Source organism: Streptomyces sp. NPDC107454, from assembly GCF_055582885.1.
This window is the reverse complement of the sequence record NZ_JBVJPA010000018.1, coordinates 51302-75620: the sequence shown is the minus strand read 5'-3', so window position 1 is coordinate 75620 and position 24319 is coordinate 51302. Positions and strand designations below refer to the sequence as shown.

Below are 24319 nucleotides of genomic sequence, written 5' to 3'. Positions count from 1 at the left end.
GGCATGACGGACTCCACACGCCTCCCGGCGCCCCTCGCCACCTCGGTGGAAACGGTCCTGAGCCCCCTCAAGCCCGTGCGGGACGCCTCGTACCCCCGAGAGAACTCCCAGGTGTGGAAGGTGACCGAACGTACCGGCGACCGCTCTTTGAAGGTGGCGCCCAAGCCTGTCCTGTATGCCCGGGAGACCCGCGCCCACCGCGAAGCCGTCCCGCATCTCGGTCACGGTAACGCGCCCGCGCTGAAGGACAGCTCCGCCGACCTGCCCGCCCTGATCCTCACCGCGGTGGACGGCGAACCGCTGAAGGGAGAGGAGTCACCCGCGTGCCGCCGCGCCGCCCTCCGGCCACCAGGACTGCCCCTGCGCCGCCTTCACGAGGCTCTGCCCGGCCACCCGGCACGGGACGAGGCCGCGCACGTTGTCGAGAGCGCACAGTCCGGGCTGGACAAGCACATCGCGGAGGCCGACGACCACCTGTCCACCGCCGAATCCGACACGCTGCGCCGCCTTCTGAACACGCTGGCCGGCCTCGGCCCCCTTCCCGCCGGGTGGCGCCAGGGGGACTTCTGGGAGCGCAATCTGGTGCGGAACGGCCGACGCTGCGCGCTGATCGACTTCGAGCGCAGTGAACCGGGCCCGCTCGTCTCCGACTTCGTCAAGCTCGCCACCTCCCTTCGGCCGGACCATCCCGGGCCGCGCACCGGCTTGTTCGAGGGGAACGGACGGTCTCCGTCCGATGGCGGGGAATGCGCGCTTGGGGCGTTCGCCGCAGCCGACGCGGCGAGTGCTCCCGCGTACGGCCCCCGGTACGGCGACGTATGCGTGACCGCGCGCGGCCGGGCCACCGTCGAGCGGCCGATGCGGGAGGGACGGCGTTGAGTAAAGCTTCTCACCTGCTGATCGCCGACGTGGCCCAGATCCTGCTCCGGGCGAACGGCGCCGTCCTGTGCGTACGCCGCAGACCCGACTCGGACCTGGCGCCGGGACAACTCACCGTTGTCGGAGGCCATCTGGAGGCAGGCGAACCGCTGGACCGCGCGGCACGGCGCGAAGCGGAGGAAGAGACCGGTGTCCGTATCAGCGCCGACGAGCAGGAGTTCGGCGGCCTCGTCCACCACCACGAGCCCGGGGGCACGGATCGGATCACCGCCGTGTTCGTCGCCCAGTCCTGGACCGGCGAACCGCACAACGCCGAACCGGACAAGCACGAAGGGCTGTTCTGGGTGCCCATGGAAAAGCCCCCGCCGGACTGCCACCCCTACACCATCGCCATCTTCCACATGCTCACCCACGGCCCGTCGTACCGGGCACTGAACTGGCCCACCTCAGGAGGCGCCCGGTGAAGAGGTTCTTCGGACCGGTGAAGATGGCCGAACCCCAGGTCTCTGACGCCGAACAGGAGCTGTTCGGCGGTCCGCTGCGCTACGACATGGGCTGGTCCCACCACGAGCACGCGGGCCTGGACCTGACCATGATGTCCGCCCTGCGCTCCATGCCGGCCCTCGTCGGCGCCGCCCTGCGCATGGCGTGGAGCGCCGACCGGCGGGCGCTGCTCGCCGTGGCGGTCAGCGAGATCGGCCAGGGCATCGCCGCGGCCGTCAGCCTGCTCGCCATCAACGCCGTCATGCATGCCCTGCTCGCCGGGAATGGCGACGCTGCCCAGCGGCTGCACGCGCTGCTGCCCGGACTGCTGGCCGCCGCCGCCATTGGCGTGGTCAACTCCGCCCTCTCCGCGTGGTCGACCTCTCGCGCCGGGCGACTGGAGCCGATGGTCGAGCGGATCGCCACCACCCAGTACCTGGCCGCCGCCGCAAGTGTCGAGTTGGAAGCCATCGACGACCCCGACTTCCGCCGGCTCGTCGACGTTGCCCAGTACGGTCCGGGCTCCGCCCGCCGCATGATCGGTGCCTGTGTCGCCGCGCTGAACGGCCTCATCTCCCTGATCACCACCGCCGGCGTCCTCGCCGTCCTCCACCCCGTTCTGCTGCCCATGCTGATCCTCATCGCCGCCCCGCGCGGCTGGGGCGCCATGCGCGTGGCTCAGGAACGGTACGTGTCGGTGATGAGCTGGATCGAGCACGTGCGGGCCAGCCGCCTCATCGGCAACCTGCTCACCGAGCGCAGCGCCGCCCACGAGGTCCGCATTCACGCCGTCGGCGCCTTCCTCCTCAGCCGCTACCAGCGCATGGCCGAGACCGCCGAGGCCGAACAGGAACGCCTCGCCTCCAGCAAAGCCCTCACCGAGTGGGTCGCCTCCGCACTGTCCGGCCTGGCCATGGCCGCGACGTACGGGGCCATGTTCTGGCTGATCCTGGCCGGGCACATGAGCCTCGCCATCGCCGGCACCGCTGTGATCGCGGTGCGGACCGGGTCGGCGAGTCTGGGCGGACTGGTGATGAACATCAACCAGTTGCACGAGGAGTCCCTGTACGTCCGCGACCACGGCCGGTTCCTGGCCCAAGCCGCACAGCGCACCATCCCCGAGGGCGGCAATCCGGTCCCCGAAGAGATCAAGGAGATCGTCCTCGACCGCATCACCTACCGCTACCCAGACCGTGACACAGCTGCCCTGGACCAGGTGTCGCTCACCCTGCCGATGGGCTCGGTCACCGCCGTGGTGGGCGAGAACGGCTCCGGCAAGAGCACACTGATGAAGATCCTGTCGGGCATGCTGCTGCCCCAGGCCGGCACCTTGCGCTGGGGCGAGGCGGACATCAGCGACCTCGACCGCTCCCAGGTCTTCGAGCGGGTCTCCCTGCTCACCCAGGATTTCCAGCGCTGGCCCGTGACCGCCGCGCTCAACATCCGCCTCGGCCGCCCAGCCCACGCCGCCACACCGCAAGATCTGCAGCCCTCCGTCGACTACGCCGGAGCGGGCCCGGTCATCGCCAAACTCCCCGACGGCCTGCGGAGCCTGCTGGCCCGCATGTTCCGCGGTGCCATCGAGCTGTCCGGTGGGGAATGGCAGAAAGTGGGTCTCGCCCGCACGCACTGGCGCAGCTCGACTGCGCAGGCGGACAACGTCCTCATCGTCGACGAGCCCACCTCCGCCCTGGACCCCGAAGCCGAGATCGAAGCCTTCGACCGTATCCGCCGTCTCGCCGCTCCGAACCGTGCCGTCGTCCTGGTCACTCACCGCATGTCCGGCGTCCGCCACGCCGACCGCATCTACGTCCTCACTCACGGGCGCCTCGCCGAACACGGCACTCACGACGAACTCATCGCCGCACAGGGGCGGTACGCAGCCATGTTCGACGCGCAGGCAGCCCAGTACGCCCCCAACGCCAGCATCCCGAAACCCACCGCACCCGCCGCCGCGGACCCCGCGTGACCCGATGCACCGAAACGGCCGCCGTGACGACACCTCCCGCCACCGAACTCGACGAGACGAGCGACCTGCGCCACCAGCTGATCGACCAGCTCACCGGCGCCGGCCACATCCGCATCCCCGCGGACGACAACGCCCTGAGCACCGTGCCCCGGCACGCCTTCGCCCCCGAAGTACCGGCCCAGAAGGCGTACTCCAACGACGTCGTCGCCGCCCGACACAGCGACGACGGCCGCATCACCAGCTCCATCTCCGCACCCTGGCTGCAGACCGACCTCCTCGCAGCAGCCCGTATCCAGCCCGGCCATCGGGTGATGGAGATCGGCTCCGGCGGTTACAACGCCGCCCTCATCGCCGAACTCGTCGGCCCCACGGGCAGCGTTACCTCCCTCGACATCGACCCGGGCGTCACCGACCGCGCCACCCGCCACCCGGACCGGACCGGATACGACCGCGTCCGCGTGGTCACCGCCGACGCCGAACACCTGCCCGACGACGTCATCTCTGCCGGTGGCTGCGACGCCATCATGGTCACCGTCGCCACCCGGGGCCTTCCCTGGATCCACGCCCTCGCCGACGGCGGACGCCTCGTCGCTCCGCTACGCCTGCACGAGTGCACGTGGGCCATCAGCCTCACCAGGCGCGACGGGGCCCTGCACAGCGACGAGCCGCTCATCGTGTGCGGCTTCGTGGCCATGGAGGGCGCCGGTGCCCGGGACGCGAACCGCCGTACCGTCCCGGGCACCGGCGTCCACCTCCCCTGGGAGGTCGGCACCCCGCTGCCCGTCGACCAGCTCGCCCTCTCCCTCACCCGCCAACCGCTCGCGGCACACACCCACGTCTCCGTAGGCAGTCAGGAACCCTTCGACGCCCTCGCCCTCCACCTGGCCGGCGCCCTGCCCGGCTTCTGCCGCCTCTCGCTCGACCGCGACGGCGGCAACGGAGTGCTGAATCCGCCGCCCCGGCACTGGCCCGGCGCCGCGATCGTGCGCGGCCCCTCCCTCGCATGGCTGGCCACCGAGCGCATCGCCGACGGCGACGGCGTGCACGAGCTGGTCGTCCACGGCTACGGTCCCCGCGGCCATCTGGCCTCCCAGGTGATGGCCGAACAGGTCCGGCACCGGCAGCGCAACCACCACGCCGCCCTCCGCCCGCGGATCACCATCCGCCCCGTGGCCAACGGCGGTCCCACAGCCACGACCGGCGCCCCGCACGTGTTCGTCGAGATGCACACCCGCAGCGCGATCGACTGGCCGATCGTTCCAGGCACGGCGGCCCTGCCACGGGCGACGAGAGCCGCTACCTGCTCCACCTGCGCTCGGCGAACAAGCCGCTCTGGCGCCCGGGACAGTGAGCCCTGCTCGGCGGCGCCACCGAGAAGGGCGACACCTGCGACGAGGCCATCGCCGGGGCACTCTACGAAGAGATCAGGCTCACCAGCAGCACGATCACACGCGTCCAGTTCATCTCCACTCCCTCCCGCTGAGGGGAGAGCCCCTCGTACGCGAACCGGAGTGCTGCACCGAATGGTGCTGGTGGCCGCTGGACGCACCGGCGCCACCGCAACGGCCGAGGGCCGTACCAGCTGTGCTGCCGTCTTCAGCCCCGCTACCGAGAAGGGCGTGCTTCCGTACATGTTCACCACGCAGAACGAATGGGACCGCGGTTACGCCGATGGCCGCCGCTACCGCTCACTCACCGACGTCGAACGCTCGCTGCTCGCCACGCGTCTGCCGCCTGCTGCCGGGGGAAGGGCCCTGGATGTCGGGTGCGGGACCGGCGAGCTCGCCGCTCACCTGTCCTCGACCGGCTACACCGTGGACGCCATCGACTGGTCAGAGACCGCCCTCGCCGAAGCCGGCACCCGGTACGGTGACGCGGCTCGCTGGCTTCGTCTGGACGTCGAGGAGAACGACGGGGCACCATTACACGCCGACGGCTACGACCTGATCACCCTGCGATTCGTCGCTCCGTTCCTCAGCTCCCGCGACCGCACCCTGGACGCGCTGAGCCACCGACTGCGGCCGGGCGGCGCCCTCGTGCTCATCACACCGCTCGCCGCCGACACCCCGACCGAACGCCGCGGTATCGCCCTCGGCGAGGACGAACTCGTCAACCTGCAGAACCGGTGGGCGGCTGCCGAGCGGCACGACGCCGACGGTCTGGTCTTCCTGATCCTGCGTGGTCCGCGCCAGGACGAGCCCGCACCGCACGTCGGAGAGCAGCGCACGCCGTCCAGCCCCCAGAGCTCGGAACTTGCCTCCCGGCGGCAGCATCACTTCCCTCTCTTGGGGCACTCCTACGAGCAGGTGGAGTCAGGGCGAAAGACGATCGAGGTCCGCGTCGCCACCCTTGAGAAGGCGGCCGTCGAAGTCGGGGACACCATCGTCTTCCACGACCGGGACAGCCACCGGGAACTCGACATCGTCGTGAAGCGGGTCACCCCGTACGCGTCGTTCGAGGACCTGCTCAACGCGGAGGACCCCTCACGCATCGACGCGGACGCCCCGCGCGAGGAACTGCTCGTCAGCCTCCGCAGCATCTACCCGCCGGACAAAGAGGCACTCGGTCCCCTGGCCTTCGAGTTCGACCACCGCCCCGCGCTGCGCGGCCGTTCTCTGTCGATGAGGCCGTCGCAGGACGCACAGCCTGTCCCCCATCACGCGGTGTACGGCTGCCTGTACGTCCGCGACGAGGACGACCGGCCGGTACAGCTGCGCTCGGTCCACGGATCCAGGCGCTGGCAGTTGCCGGGCGGCATCCTCGACACACAGGGGGAAGACCCGCTCCAGACCGCCCGCCGCCAAGCCCTCGAGGAGACCGGCCTCGAACTCGGCCTGGAGACACCGGGACTGCTCCTGACGCACTTCCTTCACGCCGGGCCCGGGATGCCTCTGAACAAGGTCGGCTTCATCTTCGACGGAGGGCGCCTCACCGCCGCACAGCTCCGTCGGATTCGCCTTGATCCCGCGGAGCACGACATGTGGGCCGTCCACGATCTCGTCAACTGGCAAGAGCTGATGGCGTCCTGGGCCTTCGCCCGTCTTCACGCCATCGAACGAGCCCGGCAAGGCGAAGGCCCCACCTATCTCATCACGCACTCCTGATCCACATCGCGCCGCCCACCGAGGAGAAGACGTGCCCGCCGAAGACATCAACACCCACGCCTGGACCGTCTACGGGAGGCGCCAGCTGGCCCGCGCCTACATGCCGCCCCTCCCCGACCACCTGGCCTGGACGCCCTGGGAGAGGGTCGGACCGGGTGCTGAAGTCCTCGGCGACATCACCGGCCGGCGTGTCCTGGACATCGGCTCCGGGGCCGGCCACCACGCCGTGCATCTCGCGCAGGCCTACGGCGCGCGCGTCACCGGGATCGAGCTGTCGCCGACCCAGCACGAACGCGCCGCCTCCACTCACGGGAAGGTTCCGGGTGTGGAATTCGCGCACGGAGATGTGGCCGACTACCTCGCCGAGGCCGAGCCGTTCGACGCCGCGTACGCCATCGGCACCTTGGCGTTCATCGACCCACACCGTGCGCTGCCCGCCCTGCGCGACGGCCTGCGCCCCGACGCGCCGCTGATCCTCTCACTCCTGCACACCGACCTGCACGGCCGCGGCCCGTCCACGGAGGTGGCACCGCGCGAACAGATGATCTTGCTGCGTGACGATCCGCCCCTGCCCACCCAGATGTGGGTCCTAGCGCCGCAGTTGTGGGAGGACCTTCTCACCGAATACGGCTTTCGCGTCGAGGCCATCGACCTGTTGCACCACCCCGATGAGAGCGCCCCGGTTGTCCAGCAGCTCATCCGGGCCCGCCGCCTGCCCGACCGGCCTGCAAGAGTTTCCAGCCGCCCCCGCACCACCAAGCCACCCGTGCCGCACGCGGCCGTCGGTGTCGGCACGATCCTCCTCAGCGAGCAGGGGCTGCTTCTGGGCCGCCATCGGCACGGCACCATCGAACTGCCCGGGGGAACCGTCGAGCCCGGCGAGTCCTTCGAAGCAGCGGTGGTCCGCGAACTCCGCGAGGAGACCGGTCTGATCGCCCACCCTGGCGACGTCACGCTCCTGGGAACGCTCGTCGACCGCGTCGAAGATGTCCTACGGGTCACAGTGGGCGCCCTCGTTCACGCCTGGCGGGGACAGCCGGCCACGCAGCCGAACGAGAGCGTGGGCGACTGGGCCTGGCATCCCCTCGATCATCTTCCCGACGACCTGTTCGTGTGCAGCGCACAAATCCTCACGGCCTGGCGTCCCGATCTCCCCATCGACCACACCCCCGCGCACTTCACGCCCTTCGCCTACGGCACACCGCGCGCGATGACGGTGGACGGCCTGGCATGACATCCAGGGCAGACTCGAGTCTGCGGCGCCACCGCGGCTTCCGCCTCTCCTGGACGGGCCAGGCCGGCGATGTCCTGGGGCTCCTCGCTCAGCTCGGTCGCCATCCCCCTCGTCGCGGTCATGAGCCTGCACGGCAGCGTGGGCTCGGTCCTGCTGGCTGCCTCCTACGGCAGATTGACCCTGACACAACTGTGGGTGGCGGCGTTCGTGAGGGGGCTCCTGCCACGTCATGGGCATGGCGGCCAGCCTGTCGTACATCCCGCACCTCGTGCCGGCGCACCGGCTCCTGGAGACCGACGCCAAACCGGCCGGCGCATTGCACCCCGAGCAGCATGACGACAACGGCCGGACCAATGCCGCGTTGCTGCGCGCGGCGGTCACCCGGGACGGGCCCGGCTCTCCCGCAGCGGACCTGACGGACGTCCTGCTGCGTACCAGCGACGAGTTCGCCCGGTTGCGGGAGCGCCACGAGGTGGGCCTGCGGTGGAGCGAAACCAAGCGGTTCGTCCATCCCCAGGTCGGACACCTGGACCTCTACTGCCAACTCCTCCTGGAGCCGGACCAGGGCCAGTCGCTGCTCATATTCACCGCCACCCCGGGCACGGAAAGCCACGAACAACTCGCCCTGCTCACCGTGCTGGGCACCGACCGATTCGCCGCCGACACCCCGTAACGCCACCTGCGGCGTCGGAGACGCGTGCAAGAAAACTCCTGTGCGCCGGCTCGCACACCTCTGCGATCATCCCCCAATGGAGCAGAGTCTCGAATCGCTGGTCATCCGGCACACCCACCGCGTTGCCTCCCCCAAGGGCTCCGCCGGGGAAGGAGCCACCGCCGCACGGCAGTTCGACGCGGCGCTGACATCCGTGGGCTTCAAACTCTCGGCGGAGCTGCTGGAGCGGTTGTCGGGGCTGTCCGAGGCCGCGGTCGTGCACACCGCCAAGCGGACGCTGCGCACCGTGGGCGAGATGGTGGGCGACCACGTCCGGCACAACTCGTACTTCATCGACTTCCCAGCGAACGTGCCGGACACCGAAGAGTTCTGGATGCGGTGTGTGACGAAGGCGCTCGGAGACGACAAGTCGCGCGAGAACGTGCTGACGCAGTTGGCACACGGGGTGCTGGACCTGCTCAGCCTCCCCACGTACGGCCGCTACCAGCACACCTACGAGGAGATGCTCGCGGCGCAGGACGAGCTGATCGCCTCTGCGGGCGACCGGGTGACCGTGCTGCACCTCGGGCGGGATCTGGACGACGAACTCACTGACCTGTACCTGGCCTTGGCGGGCAGCAGGACGCCACTGGGCGAGGACCACCTGCGCGATCTCAAGACCCTCGCCGAGCGGTGCGCGCTCGGCCCCCAGCCGGAGTCGATCCCTGTCCGGGAGAACCGGGCGGTCGTCAACGAGGCCCGTCTCGCTGTCGGCGCGGACCTCCTTCTGGACACCGTCATCGATGTGCTGCGGCTGGCCTGCGCACTGTCGGGCGGCGACGCGACGCTGCAGGAGCCGACCCGGTTTCGGGCCCTCTCGCGGCCGACCCGCCGTGCGCTGCTGGCGGGCCTCGACGCCGTGGTCGCGGCGAACCCCGCCAAGCTGGCGGATGTGCACGCGCACCGGGAGCGCTTCAAGCGGCTCGGTGAGCGTCTTCACCCGCACGAGTACCCGCGCTGGCCGCACGCCGCCGACGTGTTCGCCGTAGCGCGGGGCGAGAAGGAGGCGCGGTCCTTCGACAGCCGTGTCGAGAAGCTGCTCGACGAGCTCGACGTCCTCGGTGCGCTGCAGCTGCTGACGTCCGCTCCCGGCAAGCTCTTCCGCGCCTTGGACCTCCTGCTGCGCATCGCCGCCGACCAGGAGGAGCGGGACGCGGTGGTGGCCGCCGCGGTACGGGTCGCCCCCGAGGTCTCCGGCCGGGTCGTGCTCTCGGTCCGCGAGCACTTCCACAACCGGGAGCGGGAGACCGACGGACCCCGCATCTTCGTCAACCGCAGGGGCCGCGCCTGGGTGACCCCCGACTACCGGCCGACCGTCCCGGCCGCCGACCGCGATCGTCTGATCGCCGCCCTCGACGCCGAGCTGCGCCGCAGGCTCCCTGCTCCGGGCCGACTGCTGCTCGACCCGGACGTCCTCGACGTGGCGCTCCCGCTCAGCGGCAGGGCGACCGCGGCCGGACTCGGCGTACTGCCGCGGGGCTCGGTCTCAGCGGTCGACGGCGAACAGCTGCGCTTCTTCGTGTACTGGAAGGAGACCGAGAATCGGACCGACTACGACCTCTCGGCGCTGCTTCTCCACACCGACTACAGCACCGACTCCTGGCTCTCCTACACCTCCCTCCAGGCGGTCGGGGGCGAGCACTCGGGCGATGTCACCGAGGCGCCCGACGGGGCCTCGGAATTCATCAACCTGTCCCTGGACCGGGTGCGCAGCACATTCATCGTTCCGCAGGTCAACATCTATTCCGGCGAGAGCTTCGAGGAGGTCGAAGAGTCGTTCTTCGGTTTCATGCTGCGCGACGGCGAGCAGAAGGGCCGTCCGTTCGAGCCGCGCACGGTGCGGATGAAGTCGGAGCTTCGCGGGGTGGGCCGGGTGGCGCTGCCGTTGGCGTTCCGGCGCGAGGACGACGGCCGCTGGCGCGCGAAGTGGCTGCACCTGTATCTGAAGGGCATCTCGTCGGCCAACCGGGTCGAGGAGAACCAGGCGTCAGTGTCCAAGGTGGTGCGCGCCATCGTAGAGCGCGAGCATCTGACGGTGCGGTACCTGATCGGCCTGATGTCCGGCGACAGCACGGCCGTGGACCTGTGGGACGGCGAGCGGGTCCCGGACGAGCCCGTGATGTACATCGGTCTCGAACGTCCGGAGGGGCTGCACCCGGACTCCCGAGTCATCACCCTCGAAAATCTACGCGACTTGATCCCGGTCTGAGTGCTAGCGTTGCCCGCGGCGAGGCCATGAAGGGGCTTCCTTCTCAATTTCCTTTACCGAAAACAAGTTCTTTCGCTTTCCTCGCCCTCGGCTTCGACTGGGAGGCGCCCGCGCGGCGCCTCCCAGTTTTCGTGTGTGCGCCGAAGGTCAATCACCCCTGAAAACACACATGACTTGGTCCCGAGCCGACTGATAGCGTTGCCTGAGACGAGGCCATGAAAGGGCTTCCTTCTCCTCCGCCGTGAAAGCGGCTTAAATGTATGAGTCCCTTCGCTTTCCTCGTCCTTGACGTCACTCCGGGCAGTGGCCGCTGTGCGGCCGGGCGGGCGGCTCGACGGAGCCCGTGCCCCCGCTGCCAGCAGCCCGTCACCATCGTCGCTCTCCTGACAGCACCGAATGACAGCACCGAAAGCCGCCCGGCCCTCGGTGCCTACTCGCATCAACTCGTCTCGCGGGTCACCCCGCGGAGTCCAGGCGTTCGCGCTGATCGGCCGTCAACTCCAGTGACACCCCCGCGACCGCCTCGTCCAGCTGCTCGACCGTGCTGACGCCGACGATCGGCGTGGCAGCCGGGTTGCCTCCGGTCAGCCACGCCAACACCACCCGGTTGCGGTTCGTGCCGGTCTCGGCGGCGATCGTGTCGAGCACCGCAAGACGGCGGGCGGTGCCGGGGTGGTCGTACTCCGCGGGCAGGGGCTTGTCCGCGCGGGTGTAGCCGCCGCTCAGCAGCGGCGTGTACGCCCACAGAGCCATGTCCGGGTGGTGTTCCAGGTAGTGGAGCACCTCGTCGGTGACCGCACCGAACCGGTGCACCACGGTGGGCCTGGTCGCGGGGCGCGGTTGCAGGTACGTGTGGTGTTGCTGCATCGCGGTGAAGCCGGCGCTGCCGTGGGCCCGCGCGATCTGCCGCGCCCGCTCGATCTGCCAGACGGGGTAGTTGGAGCAGCCGAAGCGGCCGACCGTACCCGCGGACACGAGCTCGTCGAAGGCGGCGACGGTCTCTTCCAGCGGTGTGACCGGATCGGGTTTGTGGGCCCAGTACAGCTCGACGTGGTCCGTACCCAGTCGTCGGAGACTGCCCTCGATCCCGCTCTTGACGGCCCCTGCCGAAAGGCCCTCGGCCGTCTCCGGGAATCGTCCGGCCATGGTCGGCTCGCAGCCCACCTTGGTGCTGATCCTGACGCGGTCACGGACGCCCGGACGGCTTGCCAGCCAGCGCCCGAGCAACGTCTCACTCTGCCCGCCGAAACCGGTCGGATCGTCCCAGAACGCGTAGCAGTTGGCGGTGTCGATCCAGACGCCACCGGCGTCCACGAAACGGTCCAGGAGCTCGAACGATCGGCGCTCGTCCTGGGCCGTGCCGAACAGCATGGCCCCAAGAGCCAGGTTTTCAGTCATGTCCCTCACGCTAGGCGGATTCGGATCGGCGGTACGCTCCAATCTCGTGGCTGTTTTCCAGACCAATCTCGCGTGGGCGACGCTGCTGGATGTCGGTCCTCCGGATGGCGGGCGGCGCCGCCTGCACGATCGCCTGGCTCACGCGCTGCGCACCGCGATCCGGGACGGCCGGCTGGCGGAGGGTGCCGCCGTGCCACCGAGCCGAGCGCTCGCCGAGGAACTCGGCTGCTCCCGTTGGGTCGTGACGGAGGCGTACGGGCAGCTCATCGCGGAGGGTTACCTCTCCGCCCGGGTGGGTTCCGCCACGCGTGTCTCGTGGTCGCCGGACTCCGCGCCGCCGCGGCCTCGCGCGCGGCGCGCACCGGCACGGCCACCGATCCGGTACGACCTCGCGCCCGGGCTGCCCGACCTGCGGGCGTTTCCCCGCCGCCGCTGGGCCGACGCCGTCCGGGCGGTCACGGGCTCGGCCGTCCACTATGACCTCGGCCTGCCCGACCCCGCTGGACACGCGGTGCTGCGTACCACCGTCGCGCACTACCTGCGCCGCTCGCGCGGCGCGGTCGCGCACGCCGTGTCCGTGTCCGTGTGCGCGGGCGTCACCGACGGTCTGGTACGCACGTGCCGGGCGCTGCGCGCCGCGGGGATTGCCGACCTGGCCGTGGAACACCCGGGCTGGGGGCGGCTACGGGATGCCGCGACGAGCGCCGGTCTACGCGTGCACGCGGTGCCCGTGGACCACGACGGCCTGCGCGTCGACGACCTCGCGCGTACGCCGGCCCGCGCCGTCGTCGTCGGTGCGGCACACCAGTTTCCCACCGGCACGGTGCTGTCCGCGGCACGCCGGGCACGTCTGGTGCGCTGGGCCCGCGAGGTGGACGGTTTCGTCATCGAAGACGACTACGACGCCGAGTTCCGCTACGACCATCACCCCGTCGCCGTCATGCAGGGGATGGATCCGAGCCGAGTCTTCCTCCTCGGTTCGGTCAGCAAGACGCTGTCGCCGGCCCTCGGCCTCGGCTGGCTGGTCGCGCCTGTCGCGATGGCCCCGGTGCTCCGGGCAGCGAACCTCGTCGCCGCCGCGCCACCGGTGCTGGACCAACTCGCGCTCGCCACCTTCATCGAGCGGGGGTGGTACGACGCCCACCTGCGCGCGGCGCGGCGGCGGTTCCGATCCCGCCGCGACCTGCTGGTCCGGACGCTCGGCGCCCAGGTACCGGCGGGCCGGGTCGCCGGCACCGCCGCCGGGCTGCACATCCTGCTCCACCTGCCGGACGGCACCGACACCCGCGGGACGGTCCGGGCGGCGGCCGCCGCCGGGCTACGGCTGGCGGACCTCGACGACTATCGCGCGCATCAGCCGGCGGAACCCGCGCTCGTCCTCGGGTACGGCAACATCAGCGACACGGAGATCCCACCGGCCGTCGCGCTCCTGCGCGAAGCGCTGAGTTCACCGACGGCCTCGCCATCAACGCGTACAGCACAGCTCAGTCATGACGATCGCTGACGCGGAGTTCATGCCGGGCATCGCGCTGTACCAGGTCCTGTAGGAAGAGTCCGCCGGTGCTGCACCCGGTTCCAGCAACTCGCCCGCGAGATCCCGGCCATGTGCACCCACCTGGCACTCCCCGCCCCCCAGCGGACGGCCGTAGAGACCTGCGTCGACATCATGACCGCATGGACCAGCGGCTACCACGCCTGGGAGACCGAGACCCTGCGCTACACCGCCGCACTCAAGGCCCTCCCCAGCACCGGCCCCGGCTACTTCGAGAACATCCTGACAGAACCAGGTCCCGACCCCCTCGCCCCGGCCACCGACCGATCCGAGACGCCTCACGGCTGACTGCCGAACGCCGGTCGGCCGGCTCGGCGGTGTTCGCTGTCCAGACCGCGATCGCCCATATCTGGCCAACCTCGTCGGCTGACACGACCCGCCAGGACGGAATCGTGCCGGGACGTCACCCGGACAGGTAGCTGAGGACACTCGTGGAGCCCTCCCGTCTCAAGTAGCGGGGTGCTTTCTTGTGCCTTCGGAGGCGTAGCGGAAGGGGCAATCGTGGTGAACTCGTCGCCGTCCGCAACGTCGGCTCCGGGACGTGGCCGTCGACCGGCCGCAGAGCCGGGTCGGCCGCTGCGGCCCGTGGCGCGGGACCGACTTCACCTTCCACGTCGGCACTGGGGTACGCACGGGTTCCTGCGCGGACCCGACGGCCGTGATCGAGCGAAGTCGGCCGGCAGGATGTCGGGCCCTCTTCCTCCCCGATCCGCCGGTGCGCACTGAATCTTGAGACACGCTTTACGCGACGCACGCAACTGCGGCCCACCTCGTCGTTGTCTGACAGGGAGTCGGGCCCGTCAGGGCCGAAGAGCGAGAGAGCGGGGCAGATCGTGGGACGGCGCAAGGGCGGCATAGGGATCGCATTCGTCACGGGTGCGATGCTGGTGGGCGCAAGTGCCTGCGGCGGGGGCGGCAGTGACAAGGCGAGCGGGGACGACGCGAAGGCGTCGGGAAAGCCGAGTGCGAGCGCCTCCCCGTCACCGACCAAGCCCGCGGGCCCGCCGATGCTGCTGGAGACGATCACCCCGCAGACGGGCACCACGGTCGGCGTCGCCATGCCGATTTCGGTGATCTTCACGAACCCGGTGGCCGCAAAAGCACGGGCTACGGTCGAGAAGCACATGAAGGTGAGCGCCTCCCAACCGGTGGCCGGTGCCTGGCACTGGATGGGCGACAAGCGCGCCGACTGGCGGCCCAAGACGTACTGGCCCTCCGGCACAAAGGTAAAGGTCGACGCTGACATAAACGGCGTAAGCAACGGCAACGGGCGCTACGGCGTGCACAACTACACGCACGCCTTCACGATCGGTGACGACGTGCGCGCGGACGTCTCGGTGACCGGCCACACCATGAAGGTGACCCGGAACGGCAAGGCGGTGCGCACCCTTTCGATCAACGCGGGCAGCGCCCAGTATCCGACATGGAACGGCACGATGGCCGTCATCGACAAGCAGGAGAAGGTCCACATGACCTCCTGCAGCGTCGGTATCAGCTGCGAAAAGGGCAGCCCCAACTACTACGACCTGACGCTGCCGTGGGACGTGCACCTGACCCAGTCCGGTACGTACGTGCACTACTCGACCGGCGACCCCAACCCGGGCAGCGGCAGCGCCCGCGGCTCGCACGGCTGCGTCCATCTGTCCATGTCGGACGCCAAGTGGTTCTACGGCCAGGTCAAGCAGGGCGACCCCGTCACCATCACCGGCTCGCCCCGCGCCAAGGCGCCGGCCGACAACGGCTACGCCGACTTCAACCTGGGCTGGGACCAATGGCTCGCGGGCAGCGCGTCCGGGGAAGGGACGACCGCGACGCTGTGACGCGCTGCGGCGGCGGCGTCAGTCAGCGGTCGATGACCTGGACCGCGAGGCCCACCGTCGTACTCGCCCTTCGGGCTGGCTGGAAACTGCCCTGTGCGCTGACCTCGACCAGCGGTTGGATGAGTGGGGCTGTCAACTACCCGTCGCTGAAGCGACGGGCTTGCACAACGGGCGTCACCGGCTGTGGCGCTGCGTTTGCGTCCAGCCCCGCCGACGCGGTGGTGGGGCGGGGGCCGTTGACTCGGCCCCGCGTCGCCACAACTCCCGTGCCCGGGCGCGGATGTTGCGGGAGCTGTGCCGGTCCGCGTGATCAACGAATCCGCAAGTTCCGGCACGCGAACCAGGCCTGGGAGACCCGGTTCGCCTGGTCGATGTGTCCGCACTCGGCGCAGGTGCGGGAGGTGTACGCCGGATCGACGTACACCACTACCACCCCGGCCTTGCGGGCTTTGTACGCGATGAACTGTCCGGCGGCAGTTACGAGAGCCCCGCGATGTCCGGCCGCCCCGCCGATGCACGCACCCAGGCCCGTGAGGCGTACTTCCTGGACCTGGCGACGGACTTGGTCAAGACCACTCCTCTCCCGCTGATGCTCACGGGCGGCATCACCCGACGCGATACCGCCGAACGGGTCCTCGCCAGCGGCGTGGCACTCGTCGGAATGGGCACGGCCCTCGCCGTCACCCCGGACCTGCCCGACCGCTGGCGCCACGGCCGCGAGGCGGAGGGGCAGCTGCGGCCGGTGACCTGGTCCGACAAGGCCCTCGCTTCCGCCGCGAGCATGGCGCAGGTCCGTCACCAGCTGCGCCGCATCGCCCGCGGAAGCCGCCCCAGGCCCAACACCCTCCCCGCGTACGCCCTGCTCGCCGAGCAGCGTCAGCAGCGACGGGCGCTGCGCCGCTACCGCGCGTGGCTGTCGGCGTCCTAGAACAGAGGGGTGTGCTGACCTGCGCGGTAGCGGCGCCGGTGAGGCCGAGTCCGGCGAGGGTTGCTGTGGCGATCGCGAGTCCGAGACTTCGGCGGATCGGAGGCCCGAGACGTGCGGTCGCCCCCCCCTCCCGGGCCAGGTGAGCGTCCCCGAGCCCGGTGAAGGTTCCCGGTCAGCGCACTAGGCGTCCCGGACGGGCTGGTAGGTGAGGAAGGCGAGGCCGTCGCCGACGGTCCGGGCGTGGACGAGGCGCATGGGCTTCTTGTCGCTGGTCTCGCCGAAGAGGCGCTCGCCGGCTCCGAGCACGACCGGGAACACGGTGAGCCGCAGTTCGTCGACGAGGTCGTGCTCCATCAGGGTGCGCACGAGCTGGGTGCTGGCGTATACGACGATGTCGCCATCCAGCTCCTGCTTCAGCTTGGAGACCTCGTCCACCACGTCCCCCTTGAGCACCCTGCCCTTGAATGCCGTCGAGTCGCTCCACTTGGGCTCTTGGAGGGTGGAGGACACGACGTACTTGGGCAGACTGTTCAACTTGTCCGCCCACTCGCCGGTACGGGACAGCCACCGCGTGGCGAACCACTCGTCGCTCCGCCGACCGAGCAGCAGGGCCTCGGCGCCCAGGGCCTCGGCGAGCAAGAGCTTCGCCCACGGTTCGCGGTCGCTGTCTCCCATCTGGACGTACCAGCCACCCAGGCTGAAGCCCTCCTCTCCGGTCGGATCCTGGACGACACCGTCGAGCGAGACGTTCTCGCTGATGATGATCTTTCCCATGGTGCTTCTCCCTGTGCTGTGTGGTCACTTACCACTGAGATAGACACCGCGAAGTCGAGAAAGGGGCGCCCGCCAACCGCCCCCTTCGCCCCTCGGCCGGTGTCCATACAAGGAGTGCGACACAAGGAGTGCGACGAGATGCGGGAAGAGGTGACCCGAGAATGGGCGAAGCGGCAGCCGACCTGATCCCCAGGGCGCGGGCCGGGGACGGCGAGGCGTTCCGGCTACTGACCGAGCCGTACCGCCGGGAGCTGCACGTGCACTGCTACCGGATGCTCGGATCGTTCCAGGACGCCGAGGACGTCCTGCAAGACACGCTGCTGGCCGCCTGGCAGGGCTTCTCGGGGTTCGAGGGACGCGCCTCGCTGCGTACCTGGCTGTATCGGATCGCCACCAACCGGTGCCTCAACGCACGCCGGTCGGCCGGCCGACGCCAGGCCAAGGAGTGGGACGTGCCCAATGTGGAACCACCGGAGCCCACTCGGCTCGGTGAAGTCATCTGGCTCGAGCCCATTCCCAACGCCCTCCTGGAGGGTGCCATCGAGGCGCCGCTCGGCCCGGAGGCCCGCTACGAGCAGACCGAATCCATCTCCCTGGCCTTCATGACCGCCCTCCAGCTCCTGCCGCCTCGCCAGCTCGCCGTGCTCGTCCTGCGCGACGTCCTCGGATTCCACGCCGACGAGGTGGCCGACATGCTGGACTCAAGCATCGAGTCGGTCAAAAGCGCCCTCAAACGGGCGCGCGCCGGCCTGCAACACCGACGTCCCACGACGGACGACCGGGAACCGCCTCCCGCCTCCGACTCACCCTCCGAGGATGCGATCGTGGCGAAGTTCGTCCGCGCATGGGAGTCCGCCGACCTGGACGCACTGGTGGCCCTTCTCACCGACGACGTCTTCATGTCGATGCCACCGATGCCTTTCGAATACCAGGGCCGAGACGTCGTGGCCCGCTTCTGCGACGGCATTTTCCGCGCAGATCGCAGGTTCGACCTCATCCCGACACGAGCCAACGGTCAGCCGGCGTTCGGCGCCTATCTGCGCGCCCCCAACGGCATCAGCCACGGGACCGGCCTCTACGTCCTCACCCTCACCGGCGACCGGATCTGCGCCATGACCCGCTTCGAAAACAGCGTGCTGCCATCGTTCGGGCTACCCCGATCGCTCCCTCATCTCCCGAAGCTGGGATAAATCTTGCAGACGGGGCGGGTGATGCACAGCACGCTGCACAGCACCCCGCACAGCACACCCACAACTCGCCGGCAGACTTGGCGCGTTGTGATCGCCGAGCAAGCCCGGATGGAAGGCAAGTCGCGGTACGACGTCCGGAAGCGGACACGGGCGAAGCCGGAGGCCACACGCCACAACGCTCGTGTCTGGGTGGGATTGAGTCGAGAACGGCAGGGGTGCTGAAGCGGGGGCTGGACACGTCGTTCGCGTATCTGCGGAACGCGAGCGCCCGGCCCCCGCCTCGGTCGTGGTTACGGCGTCACGACCTTGCCGCCGAAGGTCACGGCGAGGTGCCCGTCCGAAGCGAAGGACCAGCCCAGGGCGCCGCTGTAGGAGGAGCAGCGGGAGCCGTTCGTACCGGTCCAGAACTGGTTCGAGCTGTCGGCGTCTCCGACGGTCTTGTCGTTCGAGCCGCTGACACTGAAGCGGCACGAGGTGTTGGTCCGGAAGACCGAAGTGCCCGCGTCGAAGGAGAAATTGCGCTGCGCGTTGTCGATGCTCGCGTTGTTCGAGATCGTCATCTTGCCCGGGTTGCTGTTGTACGTGAATCCGTGGTGACCGTTGCCGTAGGCGATGTCGTGCTGGACCACGTGGTTGACCGCGATGTCGTCGCCGCCGAGTTTGTAGCCGTTGCGGTCGCCGTTGGCGTTCACGGTGCCGTCGCTCAGAGTCCCGTTCTTGTAGGACAGGGAGTACTCGATGGTCACCGGGCCGATCGCGCCGGTGTCGGTCTTCGTGTACAGGTCCCAGCCGTCGTCGATGTTGTTGTGGGAGACGTCGTAACGGAAGACGTTCCCGGTTCCGGTGGTGAGCTTCGCGGCGAAGCCGTCGGCGTCCTCGCCGTCGGAGTCGGCGTTGTCGTGCGACTCCGAGCTCACGATCAGGTTGTTCGACGGCCACTGGCTGCTGGGGGTGCTGGAGGAGATCCGGCCCAACTGCAGCCCCGTGTCGCGGTTGTACGCGGTCACCGTCCGCTCGATGACGTTGTTGCTGCCGCCGACGTAGATGCCGTTGTCGCCGGCGCGTTGGACAGTGATGCCGTACAGACGCCAGTAGTTGGCGTTGAGCTGGAGCCCGCGGTTCGACGAACTCTCGCTCTGCGCCGAGAAGTTCAGCACTGGGGTCTCGCCCGGGTAGGCGGACAGGGTGGTGCGGGCACTCGAGGTGCCGTTGTTGCCCGCCGGGATCGTGATCGTCGAGGAGTAGTTGTACGTTCCGCCCCGCAGGTAGATGGTGCCGCCGGATGCGATGCGGCTGATCGCCGTGGCGAGCGTCGTCGGGGCGGCCTGCGTGCCGGCCGCGCTGTCGGTGCCGCTCGGCGAGACGTACTGGGTGGTGCTCGCGGCCTGGGCCGGGGTGCCGGACAGCGCGACGAGCGCGCCGGCCAGCAGGCTTACACATGCGATGACGGGTCTCACTTGCATCGTTCTGCCTCCAGGTTCGTCCGTGACCAGGGGTGCCGTGCAAGGTTGCCGTGCAAGGTTGCCGTGCGAGGTTGCCGTGCGAGGGAAAGCGCTTTCCGATATTCTCGAAGGGGAACGTAAGCGCTTGCTATGAACGCGTCAATAGATAAGTACGTGATTCTTATTCATACTTGCGAACAACCAGCGGTGTGTCCGGATGGGTTGGCCGGGCGCGCAGGGTCCGGGTGGAGCCCAGGCCTGAAGGAATGAGAGCGGCTCCACGACCACGCCCGGCGGTGCGCGGCGGCAGATCACCAGCACGCCATCAGCATGCGCCTGGGATCACCACGAAGCGGCGATGAAAGCCCCGCAAGGGGCGCAGCCTGGGAAGCCGCGGGGTCAACATCCGGGGAGGGCGCCCAGGCTGATGCCGGTTCAGCAAACAGTGGAGGCGACCTCGGCACCCACTTCGCGCCGCCCACCGCCGGCCGCGTGATCACCCATGAGGGCGCCTACCGGTTCACGCCTGTCCCCGCCGCCCCGCAGTCCGTCTCGCGCTGACGCCGTGGCCGGTCCGGCCGGGGTCGGCCGCACGGAGCGCAGGCCGACCACCGGCGCGCAGACTCCGTAGTCCGGTCAGCACAGTCCCCGACTGCCGCGTCGACCAATTGATCGCCGAGCGCGGCCTCGCCGCCACCCGCGAGGACACCGGTCACATACGGCTGGCCCGGTACCCGCTCCCTGTCGGTCAGCAGCGCGGCGGTGCGGGTGGGGGACACAGTCCTGACGCCCGACGTGCACGACGAGGTCGTTGTTGTCAGCCGCGGCCAAGCGGCGACGGCCCGTAGGCGTTGGCGGCCACACACCGCCCAGGACAGAACCGGAGCGGCGCATCACTCCACCTGGACCTGCCACCACCGGTCTGCCAGTGCTCGGGTCACTTCGCCGTCGTACTGATCGACATCAAAGTGGAACGTCGGGGGGCGCGCCTGATCAACAGGCACCTGCCAATCGGACCACTCGACGATGCCACCGTGACGCTGCACGAACACCGACAGGTAGCCGCAGCATCCGCCCGTGCACTCTGGCTCCCCCAGCACTGCCCGTCGTCCCTCGTCGGTCGCCCAGAGAGGACTGTGACCGTCGGCAGGCAACGCCTCCTCCGCAAACGGACCGTGGCCTCCCTCACCGACCGCCTGCGCCACCACTTCCTCGCCGTCGACCCAGAACCGCAGCTGAGCAGCCCATCTGGGTCCCGGCGGCAACACGCTGACGCCAAGCCGATTGAACACCCGACCAGCCTACGTGGGGATGAGCGCCGCAGGTCCGCTCCCCGACCCAGGGGATGCCTCCCGCCCGGACCGCTTCCTGCCAGCTGCGCGGACTACGGCCCTGCCTCGTACCGGGGAACTCCGCCTCCCCCGCCTTGCCCAGCCCTTGCCGGGCCGCCCAGTCCAGCGCGCGGGCCGAACCGTCGGGCATACGCGGCGCGCACTGACGACGCGCCTCTGCCGTCACGCGCGCGATATCGCTGTCCGGGACGAAATACGCATCGCTCTTGTCGACCGTAGTCGTCGCCTTCGTGCCATGACACTGCGCCGAGGATGACGTGCGACAAGGGGAAGTCGCCGTTGTGGAAGGCGAGGTCGCCGTCCGTGAAGCAACGGCGCAGAGCGTCCCAGGAATCGTCGAGCTCGAAAGGTTGTCCAGGTCCCACCGCTCCTCGACCTCTTCGGCGTTTGACCGGCGGGTGCGCTGGGCTGCTTCTCTCGGTTGGCCTGCTGTACCGCTGAGCCGGTGTCACGACCGGATCGGCAGCCACAGCTCAATCTGGTCGTGGCGGCGGTAGAACTCGACCAGCGGCCGGGTGTCATCGGCCGGCATCGCTGCCTGCAACTCGGCGACCCCATCGGCGATCCGCCCATAGATCTGAGGCGGTTCGCCGACAAGGCGGCCCCGCAGGTACCAGCCCCCTGCCAAGGTGCCCAACTGCAGGCCCAGGCGGTCCGGGCTGTCGTGCTCCTTGACCGGCGTGCACACCGTGTAAGTGTTTTGGAGTTCGTCGATCTGCGCGTACATCTTGCGTCCCCGCAGCCCGACCAGTTGCTCGAACGACGGCCACAGCCGCTGAATATGGGTCAGCTCATCGACGGTGGCCTGCTGCATGACGGTGACGTCCCGCCGCTCAATACGATCGGGCGGAGCCGGAAATACTGATGCTGTCATGGCACGAATACAAGCACTCAGCACCGACAGTTGGCCGCAGCGAAGCAGCGGAACGGAACATGCGAGTGGGGCGGCCGCCGGCAGCAGGGGCCGTCCTGGATTGAAGAGCGCGCCGCAGGTCTTGGGGACGGTCGCGAGCCATCCGGGTTGCTGGTAACAGGCGTTGAGGGATTCCTCGAAGGCGGGGTCGGGATCGTCGTCGTCCCGGTCGAAGAGGCCCCAGTCGAAGTGGCCGGCGTCCAGGGTGTAGTCGGCCGGCGACTGCCAGGCGGGGGCGGCAGTACCCGGTGGCCGGCCTTGACCAGGTTGGCGGCCACCGGGCCGCCCGTGTGTCCCAGCCCGATGAGCACGACGGGCCTGCTCACCAGGGCATCTCCTGCGGGGTGTCGGATGCGGCGAGGCCGAGTTCCCGCTCGCCGAGGGGCGTGAAGAAGCGCTCGACGTCCGCGTCGTCGACCTCGGCGAGCGTCGGCGGTGTCCAGCGCGGGCTGCGGTCCTTGTCGATGACCTGGGCCCGGATGCCCTCCACCAGGTCGGGTGCGGTGAGGGCCGCGCAGGAGACTCGGTACTCCTGGTCCAGCACCTTCTCCAGTGGACCCAGCCGCCGGGCTCTGCGGAGTGCGGCGAGGGTGACCTTGAGGGAGGTCGGAGACCTGGTGAGCAGGGTCTCGGCGGTCTCCTTGGCCGCACTACCTCCGTGTTCAAGGAGGCGGTCGATGATCTCCTCGACGGTGTCGGCGGCGTAGCAGGCATCGATCCAGGGCCGTGCTGCCGCGAGTTCACCGGGCGGTTCCCGCCGTGCGTACTGGCCCAGGACCTGTCGTACCGGCGCGTGGGCGAGGTCGGCGAGCAGCCCTGGCAGGGACTCCGACGGTACGTAGAGGTCGGCGAGGCCGCACAGCAGGGCGTCACCCGCGCCTACCGGGGATCCGGTCAGCGCCAGGTGCGTGCCGAGTTCCCCGGGTGCGAGGGCGAGCAGATAGGTGCCCCCGACGTCCGGTACGAAGCCGATGCCGGTCTCCGGCATGGCGATCTGCGAGCGTTCGGTGACGATCCGGACGCTGCCGTGGGCGGAGACGCCGACGCCGCCGCCCATGACGATGCCGTCCATCACGGCGACGTACGGCTTCGAGTAATGGGCGATGCGGGCGTTGAGCCGGTACTCGTCCCGCCAGAAGGCCGGCGACGCCGTCCCGTCCCCGTTCCGGGCGTCGTCGTGGATGGCGCGGATGTCGCCGCCCGCGCACAGGCCCCGCTCCCCCGCGCCGGTGAGGACGACGGTCTCCACGGCCGGGTCGTGCTCCCAGGCCGTCAGCGCGAGGCCGATGCGGCGGACCATCGCGTGGGTGAGGGCGTTGAGCGCCTTGGGCCGGTTGAGGGTGAGGTACGCGGCGCGGCCCTCGGTGCGCAGCAGCAGGGAGTCGTCGGTACCGGTCGGCGGCACGGTGTCGTCTGTGTCGGTCATCCGAATGCCTCCGTCAGGCCATGGGCCACGATGACGCGCATGATCTCGTTGGTTCCTTCCAGGATCTGGTGGACTCGCAGGTCGCGGACGATCTTCTCGATGCCATACTCGCTCAGACAGCCGTAGCCGCCGTGCAGTTGCAGGGCCCGGTCGGCGACGGAGTATCCGGTGTCGGTGGCGAACCGCTTGGCCATCACGCACAGGTACGGTGCCTGCGGATCGCAGCGGTCCAGAGCCTGGGCGGCCTGGTGGACCAGCGCGCGGGCGGCGACCAGTTCGGTCGCCATGTCCGCCGGCCGGACCTGGAGCGCCTGCGCGTCGAGCAGCCGGCCGCCGAACGCCTTCCGGTCGACGAGGTGGGCCACACTGCGGTCCAGGGCGTTGCAGGCGCCGCCGAGGGAGAAGGCGGCGATGCCGAAGCGTCCGCCGTAGAGGCCGTTCATGGCGATGCGGAAGCCCTCGCCCTCGTGGCCGAGCAGCCGGTCGACGGGCGGTCGGACGCCGCCCGGGATCACCTGGCGAGTGGGCTGGGCGTTCCAGCCCGTCTTCCGCTCGTCGGCGCCGAAGGAGAGGCCGAGGTCGTCCTTGTCGACGAGGAACGCGGAGATGCCGTGCGGGCCGTCGGCGCCGGTGCGTGCCAGGACGACGTACACCTGGGAGGCTCCGCGCCGGAGGTGAACTGCTCGACCCCGGTCAGGACGTAGTGGCCGCCGTCGCGGACGGCACGGGTACGCAGAGCGGCGGCGTCCGATCCGGCGACCGGTTCGGTCAGGCAGTGGCTCGACAGGCCCTCCATGGCGCAGCGCCGGGGCAGCCATCGGTCTCGTTGGGCCGGCTCGCCGTAGTGGTCGATCGTCCAGGCGACCATGTGTGCGGTCCGCCGGCGCCGTACCCGCAGACGCGGAGGGTCCGTCAGCCGCCACGAAAGGCGGAC

18 protein-coding genes and 2 pseudogenes are annotated in these 24319 nt (G+C 69.7%); 12 read left to right on the top strand and 8 right to left on the bottom strand.

The window, feature by feature from the left end; all coding sequences use genetic code 11:
* Window positions 1–3 precede the first annotated feature (3 nt).
* The 7 genes from ACZ69M_RS38945 (at window position 4) to ACZ69M_RS38915 (ending at window position 10590) form a co-directional block, all read left to right on the top strand.
* Window positions 4–879, top strand: coding sequence for an aminoglycoside phosphotransferase family protein (locus ACZ69M_RS38945; RefSeq protein ID WP_470057534.1), 876 nt, complete (start codon window positions 4–6; stop codon window positions 877–879).
* On the top strand, window positions 876–1343 hold the full coding sequence (locus ACZ69M_RS38940) for an NUDIX domain-containing protein (RefSeq protein WP_470057532.1): 468 nt from the start codon (window positions 876–878) through the stop codon (window positions 1341–1343). Before ACZ69M_RS38945 ends, ACZ69M_RS38940 begins: the two co-directional genes overlap by 4 nt.
* On the top strand, window positions 1340–3331 hold the full coding sequence (locus tag ACZ69M_RS38935; protein WP_470057530.1) for an ABC transporter ATP-binding protein: 1992 nt from the start codon (window positions 1340–1342) through the stop codon (window positions 3329–3331). The genes ACZ69M_RS38940 and ACZ69M_RS38935 overlap by 4 nt, the downstream gene beginning before the upstream one ends.
* Before the next feature lie 23 nt (window positions 3332–3354).
* Window positions 3355–6435 carry a methyltransferase domain-containing protein gene (locus ACZ69M_RS38930; RefSeq protein WP_470057528.1) on the top strand — a complete coding sequence of 1027 codons (3081 nt, stop codon included), beginning with the start codon at window positions 3355–3357 and terminating at the stop codon, window positions 6433–6435.
* A gap of 31 nt (window positions 6436–6466) precedes the next feature.
* Entirely contained in the window at window positions 6467–7669 is a 1203-nt protein-coding gene (locus ACZ69M_RS38925; RefSeq protein ID WP_470057526.1) for a bifunctional class I SAM-dependent methyltransferase/NUDIX hydrolase, read from the top strand.
* 235 nt (window positions 7670–7904) lie between these two features.
* On the top strand, window positions 7905–8342 hold the full coding sequence (locus tag ACZ69M_RS38920) for an MmyB family transcriptional regulator (RefSeq protein WP_470057525.1): 438 nt from the start codon (window positions 7905–7907) through the stop codon (window positions 8340–8342).
* Between the two features lie 76 nt (window positions 8343–8418).
* Complete coding sequence (locus ACZ69M_RS38915) at window positions 8419–10590, top strand: TerD family protein (RefSeq protein WP_470057523.1); 2172 nt, start codon at window positions 8419–8421, stop codon at window positions 10588–10590.
* A 456-nt stretch (window positions 10591–11046) separates the two neighbouring features.
* Here the strand turns inward: ACZ69M_RS38915 and ACZ69M_RS38910 are convergent, their stop codons facing one another.
* Window positions 11047–11988, bottom strand: a complete 942-nt coding sequence (locus ACZ69M_RS38910; RefSeq protein ID WP_470057521.1) for an aldo/keto reductase — start codon at window positions 11986–11988, stop codon at window positions 11047–11049.
* Between the two features lie 46 nt (window positions 11989–12034).
* Between ACZ69M_RS38910 and pdxR the strand changes: the two genes are divergently transcribed.
* The 3 genes from pdxR to ACZ69M_RS38895 all read left to right on the top strand — a co-directional run bounded on the left by pdxR (window position 12035) and on the right by ACZ69M_RS38895 (window position 15360).
* Window positions 12035–13492 (top strand): MocR-like pyridoxine biosynthesis transcription factor PdxR, encoded by a 1458-nt coding sequence (gene pdxR, locus ACZ69M_RS38905; protein ID WP_470057519.1) that lies wholly within the window; start codon window positions 12035–12037, stop codon window positions 13490–13492.
* A gap of 99 nt (window positions 13493–13591) precedes the next feature.
* The gene (locus tag ACZ69M_RS38900) at window positions 13592–13828 is read left to right on the top strand and encodes a hypothetical protein (RefSeq protein WP_470057518.1); all 237 of its coding nucleotides are present in this window, start codon (window positions 13592–13594) and stop codon (window positions 13826–13828) included.
* 593 nt (window positions 13829–14421) lie between these two features.
* Window positions 14422–15360, top strand: coding sequence for a L,D-transpeptidase (locus ACZ69M_RS38895; RefSeq protein WP_470057710.1), 939 nt, complete (start codon window positions 14422–14424; stop codon window positions 15358–15360).
* Window positions 15361–15670: 310 nt separating this feature from the next.
* Here the strand turns inward: ACZ69M_RS38895 and ACZ69M_RS38890 are convergent, their stop codons facing one another.
* On the bottom strand, window positions 15671–15784 hold the full coding sequence (locus ACZ69M_RS38890) for a zinc ribbon domain-containing protein (protein ID WP_470057516.1): 114 nt from the start codon (window positions 15782–15784) through the stop codon (window positions 15671–15673).
* On the opposite strand from ACZ69M_RS38890, the gene ACZ69M_RS38885 reads away from it, so the two are divergent.
* The gene (locus ACZ69M_RS38885; RefSeq protein ID WP_470057722.1) at window positions 15734–16288 is read left to right on the top strand and encodes a hypothetical protein; all 555 of its coding nucleotides are present in this window, start codon (window positions 15734–15736) and stop codon (window positions 16286–16288) included. The two genes, ACZ69M_RS38890 and ACZ69M_RS38885, sit on opposite strands and share 51 nt — an antisense overlap.
* A 180-nt stretch (window positions 16289–16468) precedes the next feature.
* Here the strand turns inward: ACZ69M_RS38885 and ACZ69M_RS38880 are convergent, their stop codons facing one another.
* Complete coding sequence (locus ACZ69M_RS38880) at window positions 16469–17062, bottom strand: dihydrofolate reductase family protein (protein ID WP_470057514.1); 594 nt, start codon at window positions 17060–17062, stop codon at window positions 16469–16471.
* A 161-nt stretch (window positions 17063–17223) separates the two neighbouring features.
* Between ACZ69M_RS38880 and ACZ69M_RS38875 the strand changes: the two genes are divergently transcribed.
* Window positions 17224–18252, top strand: a complete 1029-nt coding sequence (locus tag ACZ69M_RS38875; RefSeq protein WP_470057512.1) for a sigma-70 family RNA polymerase sigma factor — start codon at window positions 17224–17226, stop codon at window positions 18250–18252.
* Between the two features lie 290 nt (window positions 18253–18542).
* Here the strand turns inward: ACZ69M_RS38875 and ACZ69M_RS38870 are convergent.
* The 5 genes and pseudogenes from ACZ69M_RS38870 to ACZ69M_RS38850 form a co-directional block, all read right to left on the bottom strand.
* Window positions 18543–19625 (bottom strand): annotated as a pseudogene (locus ACZ69M_RS38870) (right-handed parallel beta-helix repeat-containing protein); the annotation flags it as partial.
* A gap of 962 nt (window positions 19626–20587) precedes the next feature.
* Window positions 20588–20986, bottom strand: a complete 399-nt coding sequence (locus tag ACZ69M_RS38865; protein ID WP_470057510.1) for a hypothetical protein — start codon at window positions 20984–20986, stop codon at window positions 20588–20590.
* A gap of 508 nt (window positions 20987–21494) precedes the next feature.
* On the bottom strand, window positions 21495–21860 hold the full coding sequence (locus ACZ69M_RS38860; RefSeq protein ID WP_470057508.1) for a hypothetical protein: 366 nt from the start codon (window positions 21858–21860) through the stop codon (window positions 21495–21497).
* A gap of 421 nt (window positions 21861–22281) precedes the next feature.
* Window positions 22282–23385: an enoyl-CoA hydratase/isomerase family protein gene (locus ACZ69M_RS38855; protein WP_470057507.1), complete on the bottom strand. Its 1104-nt coding sequence runs from the start codon at window positions 23383–23385 to the stop codon at window positions 22282–22284.
* A pseudogene (locus tag ACZ69M_RS38850) lies at window positions 23382–24256 on the bottom strand (acyl-CoA dehydrogenase family protein); the annotation flags it as partial. The pseudogene ACZ69M_RS38850 and the gene ACZ69M_RS38855, both read right to left, overlap by 4 nt.
* Window positions 24257–24319: the final 63 nt, after the last annotated feature.